Below are 9,055 nucleotides of genomic sequence, written 5' to 3' on the forward strand. Positions count from 1 at the left end.
TGGCTGGTAAGACTGCCACCCAAATTCCTCATTTGGGTGTTGTTTGAAGTATAAGTTGACATATTTGTACTAAAAGATGGCATAAACCAGAAGCATAAGATGACATAGTTTAGTATTAACCAAATTGTTAAATGGCTCACTCACATTTGCACTTCGGCTTTTTGCCTTTTCCAATAACTTGATAAAGGCTACCACTGACTGTTTTGATTAGCTGGTTCTGAGGTGATATTTCCACTATTCTTGATGTGCTAATATAATCGTTTGTTGTGAATCGGTACGTCATGTCATCGACATAGATATCCCATAAAATTTATCCAATCATTTTCTTCACCATCAAAAATTGAAACTTAACGGTGTTTAAGTCTTAATGAGAAATATCTATTTCTACTAAATTAATCGGAATTTTTTAGCATTAAAAAACTGGCTTTGGTATCAGGAGCTTTTAATTTAAGAAAACCAGTCACTTTATGCCATTTTATGATTCAACTCTATGCCAACTTATACTTCAAGCAACATTGGGTGTATATCGCTAACTCCTTAATATTTATATTTTTTCACTAAATTAATCCATAATACCTAATAGTTTCCAGCTCCTTTTCTCGCTAGACAACTTTTAACTTGTACGCAATAATGTAGCAATTATATTAATTTAACACTGCGTGTTAACAAAGTACTCTAGGGTTGAAGTAATGCCTCAAAGAAGTAAGTGGACACTCGCTGTTTTATTAGGGTTGCTAGGGGGTTTAGTTAACCTCTCGCCGTTATATTTTTTCGACAGTTCTGAGTTTTTATTTGGGCAAGTATTTGTATTATGTAGCTTAGTGTTTATTGGGCTGCGTTATGCGTGCTTAAGCCTTGCGATCGTATCTGGCTTTTTACTTTATAGGTGGGGGCATTGCTGGCCGAGTATTGTTTATTTACTCGAGCTTTTTTGGCTTTACACTTTTTGTTTACGCCGCTCTAAACCCATACTCCCTCTTGGTACTGTTTTTTGGCTGTTAGTTGGTTTACCTATAATTTGGGGAATAGGGCAGTTTCTTATTGGTCTGCCATGGTTAACGCTAGTTGTTGCAATATCAAAGTACCTCATAAATGCGTTAATTAGCTTAGCTTTAGTTGATTTATTTAGTGTATTTGTACCCCACGCCAGCCGTGCCTATCAGGGCAGGCCTCTCGCTCGCATTCTTAGCTATGTTGTAAGCGTTATTATTATATTGGTTATACTGCTTACCAGTGTAATTTTAGTGAACGATCACCACTCTCGGTTAGAGTATGAGGTAGACGCCCAGCTTGAAGAAAAAGCCAAATATATAAGCACTCAATTAAGTGATTATTTAACGTTTCATAAAAATGCTATTGTAATGAGTAGCGACGCCATAAGCGCGGGCACAGATAGTGAGCAGCAGTTAAAAAGGCTAATGAATCTATTTCCTGGGTTTGCTACAAGCTTGTATGCAAACCCTAGCGNGCTACGTCGAAATAACGTCGCCTAATAACCTTATAGCGGGGTTAACTAAGGCGCAGCGTAATGTCACTGATCGCGAGTACTTTAATCAGGCTAAGCAATATCCTCTCGGTTATAGCGGTGGTGTGTTTCAAGGACGAGGGCTTGGCAATGAAGCCATTGTTGCGCTGTCGGCACCTATTTATCGTGATGGTGAGTTTTTCGGCGTAGTAGAGGGGTCGTTAAAGCTTGGACGATTAGAGCAGTTTATTCCTAATTTATTTGAAAATACTGGCGAGTTAGTTGTACTGGATGATAAACAAAAAGTGGTTTTTAGCTCGCTTGAGCAGTTTAAAATATTAACCGACTTTAACGAAGATGGTTTTAATACGCCTAATATGGGCGATAAAAATTTATTTCGCTCCAATAATAATGAGGTTTACCATAGTTCTAGATATGTTAATCCGCAGAGCAAATGGCAAGTAATCACTTTTTATAATCGTAAACATTTGAGTATGGCTGTAGCCAAAGCATGGCTGCCAAGTATCTTGCTAGGCGCTATGCTAATTATTATGGTGGTGCTGTTTGTACGCCAACTTGCAAACTTATTAGTGCAGCCAATTAGTGGTTTAACTAATTTAATGCAAAGCTTTAATAAATCAAAAAAACATACTTTTAATACAGATTCAAGTTGGCAAGAAGTATTGCAACTACAACAGCAGTTTGAAATGCTAGCCACTGCGCTGCAGCATTCAATAGAAAACCTGCAAGCGTCAAATATAAAAAACCAAGACCTAAACAAACAACTCAGTGAGTTTAACCAGCAGCTAGAAAAACAAGTTGCTGAGCAAACTAACAAGCTTAAGCAAGCAGTAGAGCGTGCTAATTTAGCTAATGTGGCTAAATCGCAGTTTTTAGCAAATATGAGTCATGAACTACGCACCCCAATGAACGGTATTTTGGGCATGGGTGAAGTATTGCTGCGTGATAGTTCGTTAACCGACGAGCAAAGAGATCTTTTAGATACGCAACAAAAAAGTGCTCAAAACTTATTAAAAATCTTAAACGATATTTTAGATTTTTCTAAAATTGAGGCTAATGCAATGCAAATTAGCCCGCGCCCAACAAACTTAGCGCCGTTTATCGAAAATATTAAATCGTTGTTTTCACCCATTGTAAGCTCTGACGATGTGCAGTTTATAGTTCAGTGTAGTAACACCTTGCCAGATTGTATTAACGTAGATGATTTACGCTTAAGCCAAGTTATTATTAATTTATTATCTAACGCGTATAAGTTTACTGAGCGCGGGTTTGTGCGTTTATCGTTTGATTACAGTGGCCAGCAATTATTTGTGAGTGTGTCTGATAGCGGCATAGGCATAGAAAAAGATCAGCAATCGTTATTGTTTAGTGAGTTTACTCAAGCTGATGTAGGTGTTGCGCGTAAATATGGCGGTACTGGGCTAGGTTTGGCCATTAGCCAAGGGTTAATTAAAAAAATGCAGGGTGAAATATCTTTAAATAGTGAACCCGGTAAAGGCAGCATGCTCAAGTTTTACATTAATGCGCCTAAAGCTGAGTTTATAGAGCCCACAGACGCAGTAAAGTCGCAATCAGTACCTGATCTTGGTAGCAAAAAATTACTATTGGTAGAAGACAACCCCATAAACCGCCAAGTAATTGCAAAAATGTTAGAGCCAACTCATATACAACTTACAATGGCTAACGATGGAATTGAAGCGTTAAAAGTGCTTAAGGGTAACACCTTTGACTTAATTTTAATGGATTGCCAAATGCCAAATATGGATGGTTACGAATGTACACAAACAATACGTGCTAACGAAGCAAACACTAAGGCACATGTGCCCATTATTGCAATTACCGCTAATGCCTACGAAGACGATAAACAGCGCTGTTTAAGTGTGGGCATGGACGATTTTGTATCTAAACCTGTAAATACACAAGGTTTGTACGAAGTAATCGCTAGGGTGATAAACGCGCACTAGCTTAGCGTTTATCACCACAACAAATTTTAGATAAAATCGAGCGTAAGTAATAAGCGTTGCTCGTTTGCAGCCACCGCTGGTGAGCGATGTACAAGCCCTGCACCTTCGTTTTCATCCCAGTACTCGCCTTTAAGCAGGGCAACATCACCTTGCTTGAGTTGATTAATATTATTTAGGCTTTTAAATAAGCCAGACTCTTCATCGGGTTTACCTAAATTACCAGTACCTAGCTTTGAGCGGTTTACATCGCTGTGATTTAACCACTGCGTAGCAACACCTTGATAGGTAGTAACTAGCCGGCACGGAATTTTGTCTACATGAAAACGCGGGCACATGGGTTTATCTAATATTTTTAGCCTTAAACCGGCGCGTTTTAAATCAAACAGGCAGCAAAACATTTCAACCAACAGTGCAATATCTTCACACAGCGCTTTAACTTCATCGCGGTTATTATCTTCTGGCTTAAGCGTTTTTATTAATTGATCAAACGCATCATCGGGCGATACCGCAAGCTCTAGTGGCTTTAAAGCATTTGCGCTAATGAGAGTATTAACTGCATTTGTTAATGTTTGCTCAAGGTCTCTTTGCCAAATAACAATGTTAGTGTCTTGGTTATAAATTTGTGGCAATACATCGGCGTCACACTCTTTAGCTGCTTTTCGGTACAGCGGTTCCGCAGGCTTTATTTGCGCAGTTATTGGGGCTAGGGCATTCATTACTCTTCCTCCCAAATAGGAAACGGGTCGTTATAGGTTCTCCAAAAGTCTTTACCTTTAAGTACGGCATCTTCTGGTAGTAGGCAGTCATCAAGCGCTTTAATCATCGCTTGTTTATTTAATGATTGACCAATAAACACAAGCTCTTGGCGCATGTCACCAAAGGGTTCTACCCATTTATTATTTATGTCAGCAAGCAGTTCAGGCTCTGTAGGCCAGTCTTTTTGGGGGATGGCTTTAAAAAACATACCAGCAAATCCGTAATGAGCTATACCGCCTGCTTGGCTCCACTGCGCGCAAAATAAAGGGCGTGTTGCTAACCAAAAATACCCTTTTGAGCGAATAAGTTTGCCAAATTGTTCGGTGCTATGAAGAAAGTTATAAAACTTTTCTGGGTCAAATGGGCGGCGCGCAGTGTAATTAAAGCTGCTAATACCATACTCTTTAGTCTCGGGAATATGTTCACCACGCATTTCTTTAAGCCACCCCGGTGCTTGTTGGGCACGTTCAAAATTAAATAAACCCGTGTTTAGCACTTCGTTAATATTAATATGGCCGTCTGAAATAGGAATAATGTTAGCTTGAGTATTAAGCGTATTTAAAATGGCAGTGAGTTTATTTAATTCATCGTTTGTAATTAAATCAGTTTTACTAATTAAGATTACATCGGCAAATTCAACTTGGTCAACAAGTAGGTCGGCTACGCTTCGCTCGTCGTCTTCTCCTAACGATTCGCCAGTATCTTGTACATCATTTGCTTGTTCGTAGTCGTTTAAAAAGTTAACGGCATCAACCACCGTTACCATAGTATCAAGGGTGGCAATATCACCCAGTGATACGCCATTTTCATCGGCAAATGTGAAGGTTTCGGCTACAGGTAATGGCTCAGAAATACCGGTTGATTCAATAACGAGGTAATTAAAACGCCCATCTTTGGCAAGTTTGCCCACTTCAACAAGTAAGTCTTCTCGTAGGGTGCAGCAAATACAACCGTTGCTCATTTCAACGAGCTTTTCGTTACTGTGATTGAGCGATACATCGTTTTTAATAGTGGCTGCNCAGCCACTTTTTTACCTTGCCTGTTATTAAGAATATGGCTAAGTACAGTGGTTTTACCAGCCCCCAAAAAACCTGATAACACTGTGACGGGCAGTTTATTTATCATTTAATAATCTTACTAAATTACAATCAAAGGTATGTTATATTATATCAATTTCGTATTCCAGTAATGCTAATTAATTTTTTTAATGCTGAGCTGCAAATTTAGTGTGTTACTCAAAAACTCTTCATTCGAAAAATAAGGATGAATATGAAATTATTTACATTGCACACGTTAATGATAGTCGTTATCATTCGCAACGTTTTATAAACCTCTTCTCTGGATCAATATGTTTAACCAAAAATATTTGGCGCTCAGTATTGCTGCGTCTTTTTCTGCTTTTTCTAATGTGGCATTTGCCGAGCAAAATAACGATATTGAAAAAATAGAAGTAACTGGCCGTGCCCAGCAATTTTACCTAGAAACCGAAAGTAAAATTGGTACCAAAACTAATTTAGATCTTATTAAGCTTCCGCAATCGGCTCAGGTGTTAACCGAGCAACTTATTATTGACCAAGCCGCGCGCGACATTACCGATTTATACCGCTCTATTGCGGGTGTCAGTGAATACAGCTACTCAGGCGTAACTTTTCGTGGTTTTAGAGACGATGCCAATGTATTTTATGATGGTGTGCGTGGCGACCCATATTCGGGCTTTGGTGTACCGCAGTTATTTAATGTTGAACGTGTTGAAGTATTAAAAGGGCCTGCCTCTGCTTTGTATGGCGGTGGCGAACCTGGTGGGATGATTAATTACGTAACCAAAAAGCCAAGCTACACACAAAAACGCGAACTAAAGCTTACTTTGGGTAACTACAACACCCGTGGTGCATCACTTGATATGACCGGCGGTTTAAGCGATACAATGGCTTATAGATTGGGTGGTTACTATGAAGAGCAAGACAGCTTTCGTAACAATGCAGACTCAAAAAACACCGAGCTGACAGGCGGATTGTTATTTGATTTAACAGATTCAACAACCTTAACCACAAGTGTTGACTACATTAAACAAGACCTAGGCGGAAACCGCTTACGTGGCGTACCGGTAGATGACAACGGTAACTTTTTAGTTGACCCAAGTTATAACGCGAATGAGTCGTTTGATTATCAAAATATGGAAGCTTTGGTGCTTCAAGCAGAACTTAGCCATTATTTTAATGATGATTTTTCGTTAAGTACTACGTTTCGTTACATGGATAACGAGCGAGACCAAGCCTACCATGAGTCGCAAAGCTGGGTAGATGTAAACGGTGATGGCGTTGCCAATATTGACGATGAAACGATTAAGCGTGAATACCGTAAGCAATTTCGTGCCAATAAAGAGGCAAGTGTAACCACCGACTTTGTTTATAACTTTGGACAAGGACAATTAACCCATCAGTTTTTATTTGGTGGTGATTACCACACCGTTGATACCGAATATGACTACTTTCGCGCCCGATATGAGGCCGATGGCGTCGCTAATTTAAATATTTTTAATTTAAACTACGGTGAAACCGATCCAAGTACTTATAACCTTACCGACATGAACCGCGATGGCGTAGATACCGACCGATTTGGTGTATACGCGCAAGACGTAATTAGCATAGGCGAGCAGTGGACAATAATTGCAGGTTTGCGCTATGACCATTTTAAAGAGTTTAATCAAGAAACAGGTTTTAGTTACTCAGATAACGATATAACGCCGCGCGTTGCTGTTACTTATCAGCCAGTAGAAAACACATCGGTATATATTAATTACTCAGAGAGCTTTAACCCTACATCATCAGCCGACCAAGAAGATGTAGAAGGCGAAGGTAATTTAGAACCAGAAACCGGTAAGCAAACCGAGCTGGGTATGAAAAACCAATGGCTCGACGGCAAAATAATGAGCACCTTTGCAATTTACCAAATTAATAAAGAAAACGTGGTAATGAGCAACCCTGACGATACGGGAGCGGGGGATGGCATTGCTGCACTTTTAAATATAGGTGAAGTAGAAAGCCGAGGATTTGAAACAACTTTAGTCGGCGATTTATCAGCGCACTGGACCGTAACGGCTAACTACGCTTACAACGATACGCAAGTGGTAGACGGCGTAACGGGTGATACGCTTTCAAATACATTTGGAGACGGTTCGCGCTTTGCTAATGCACCACGCCACCAGGCAGGTTTATGGACTCGCTACGCTATCGATTCAATTGACTCATCAATTGCATTTGGTGCAAATTACGTAAGTGAGCAACTGAGTACCAGTGGTCAAAAAGTAAAACCATTTACTGTATTTGACATGAGCTGGACGAGTCGCTTTGACGACGTATTGCTGAGTGTAAATATTAATAACCTATTTGATAAAGAATACGCGGTTAGTGGATTTAGTGAACGAAACGGCCACTTTCCTGGCAGCCCTCGTGAAATTATTGGGCAAATAACCTACAAGTTTTAATACTTATTAGCGCGAGAGTTACTCGCGCTTTGTTTTACGTATCGCCTTGCACCTTTTTATCACTATTAAATTTAGCGGCTTCTTGAGTCGTGTTAATAGCCGTAATAGGGAAGGGGATTACAATACCTTCTTTTTTATAGCGTTTATGCAGGGCTTTTATAAAAGCAGATTTAACCCAAAAGCGATTAAAGTATTCTTTAGCTCTAAGCATTACCGTAAAGTTAATGCTTGATCTATCAAAGGTATGAAAAACCACAAAGGTATTGTAATCATCAACGCCCCATTCGTGTGAAATAAGTATTTCACGAGCTACTTCAAGTGTTACTTGTTCAACAAATTCTAAATCTGAATCGTAATGCACGCTTATATCAACAGGCACGCTTAGCTCTTTTTCAGGGTAAAAGTAATTAATAATACGCGATTTAGATAATTGGCTATTAGGTATAATAATCATATTGTTAGGTAGCATTTTAACCCATGTAGATCGCCAGCCAATATGATCAACAAAGCCTTGCTCCTTAGATTCAAGCTCAATAAAATCACCCACCCTTATAGGTTTATCTATTACTAGCTGCACGCCAGAAAAAAAGTTTTCAAGGGTAGGTTGCAAAGCAAGGGCAACAGCTAGTGATGTAATACCTAACGAGGCAATAATGGGCGTAATAGAAATACCTAACGTGCCCATTAATACCAGTAATCCCACTGACGATAATGTAACGCGTATCACGCCTTTAATTATGCTTTTTGAATTAAAAACCACGGCAGATTGTTTACCATAGTAATTAATAGTGCCAATAATAAAGCGGTCTAAAAACATAATAAGTGCAAGCAGAGCTAATACAATATTAATGCTATTAAAAGGAATCTGTTGAGAAATAGAAGTACCAATAATGAAAGTGTCGTGCTCTAAAATGGTGAGTAGCACAATAATTGTGCACAGTGTTAGCGGCTTAGATATTGACTCTATTAGTAAAGTATCGAATATAAATTTGGTTTTTGAAGTCCATTTTTTTAGCCAGTACATTACAAAAAAACGAATTAAAAACAGTAGTATAGCTATAAGTGAAAGGGAGGACGCTGCGCCTAACCAAGGTGTGTTGTTAGAAAATTCCAGCGCTTTATTTAGCATAACTTAAACCTGTTCAATATAGTTTTATATATTGCAGCAAGTTATGTACCTTTGTTTGGGTAAAAGTAGCTGCCGAGTTTAGTCGGCAGCAAATATTATACTTTTTTGGCTAACCACATACCGCCTAGCACGGCTGCAAAAAACAATAAAAACTCCATTTTAAGAGATACTAATTGAACCAAGCCCGGGCCTGGGCATATACCACTTAAACCCCAGCCTAAACCAAAAAGTACCGA

4 protein-coding genes and 2 pseudogenes are annotated in these 9,055 nt (G+C 39.2%); 2 read left to right on the forward strand and 4 right to left on the reverse strand.

Features of this window, described 5'->3' with window-relative positions; all coding sequences use genetic code 11:
* Positions 1–689 precede the first annotated feature (689 nt).
* Positions 690–3,450, forward strand: a pseudogene (locus L652_RS01000000123460) (response regulator).
* 26 nt (positions 3,451–3,476) lie between these two features.
* Here the strand turns inward: L652_RS01000000123460 and L652_RS0107635 are convergent.
* Together L652_RS0107635 and zigA are read right to left on the reverse strand one after the other, a co-directional pair.
* Entirely contained in the window at positions 3,477–4,166 is a 690-nt protein-coding gene (locus tag L652_RS0107635) for a DUF1826 domain-containing protein (protein WP_024594779.1), read from the reverse strand.
* Positions 4,166–5,331 (reverse strand): annotated as a pseudogene (zigA, locus tag L652_RS01000000123465) (zinc metallochaperone GTPase ZigA). Before zigA ends, L652_RS0107635 begins: the two are co-directional and overlap by 1 nt.
* 223 nt (positions 5,332–5,554) lie before the next feature.
* Between zigA and L652_RS0107645 the strand changes: the two are divergent.
* Complete coding sequence (locus tag L652_RS0107645) at positions 5,555–7,690, forward strand: TonB-dependent siderophore receptor (RefSeq protein ID WP_024595619.1); 2,136 nt, start codon at positions 5,555–5,557, stop codon at positions 7,688–7,690.
* Positions 7,691–7,724: 34 nt separating this feature from the next.
* Here the strand turns inward: L652_RS0107645 and L652_RS0107650 are convergent, their stop codons facing one another.
* Both L652_RS0107650 and L652_RS1000000125675 read right to left on the reverse strand, forming a co-directional pair.
* Positions 7,725–8,819 (reverse strand): mechanosensitive ion channel family protein, encoded by a 1,095-nt coding sequence (locus L652_RS0107650; RefSeq protein WP_024595618.1) that lies wholly within the window; start codon positions 8,817–8,819, stop codon positions 7,725–7,727.
* Between the two features lie 95 nt (positions 8,820–8,914).
* On the reverse strand, positions 8,915–9,055 hold a 141-nt coding region (locus L652_RS1000000125675), incomplete at its 5' end, for a DUF6691 family protein (protein ID WP_029751582.1).

It is taken from the genome of Pseudoalteromonas sp. TB25 (assembly GCF_000497995.1).
GTDB lineage: Bacteria > Pseudomonadota > Gammaproteobacteria > Enterobacterales > Alteromonadaceae > Pseudoalteromonas > Pseudoalteromonas distincta.

Bases quoted from the DNA above. Each gene is read 5' to 3' on its own strand.
- L652_RS0107645 (WP_024595619.1), top strand. From the start codon at position 5,555: ATGTTTAACCAAAAATATTTGGCGCTCAGTATTGCTGCGTCTTTTTCT.
- L652_RS0107635 (WP_024594779.1), bottom strand. From the start codon at position 4,166: ATGAATGCCCTAGCCCCAATAACTGCGCAAATAAAGCCTGCGGAACCG.
- L652_RS0107650 (WP_024595618.1), bottom strand. From the start codon at position 8,819: ATGCTAAATAAAGCGCTGGAATTTTCTAACAACACACCTTGGTTAGGC.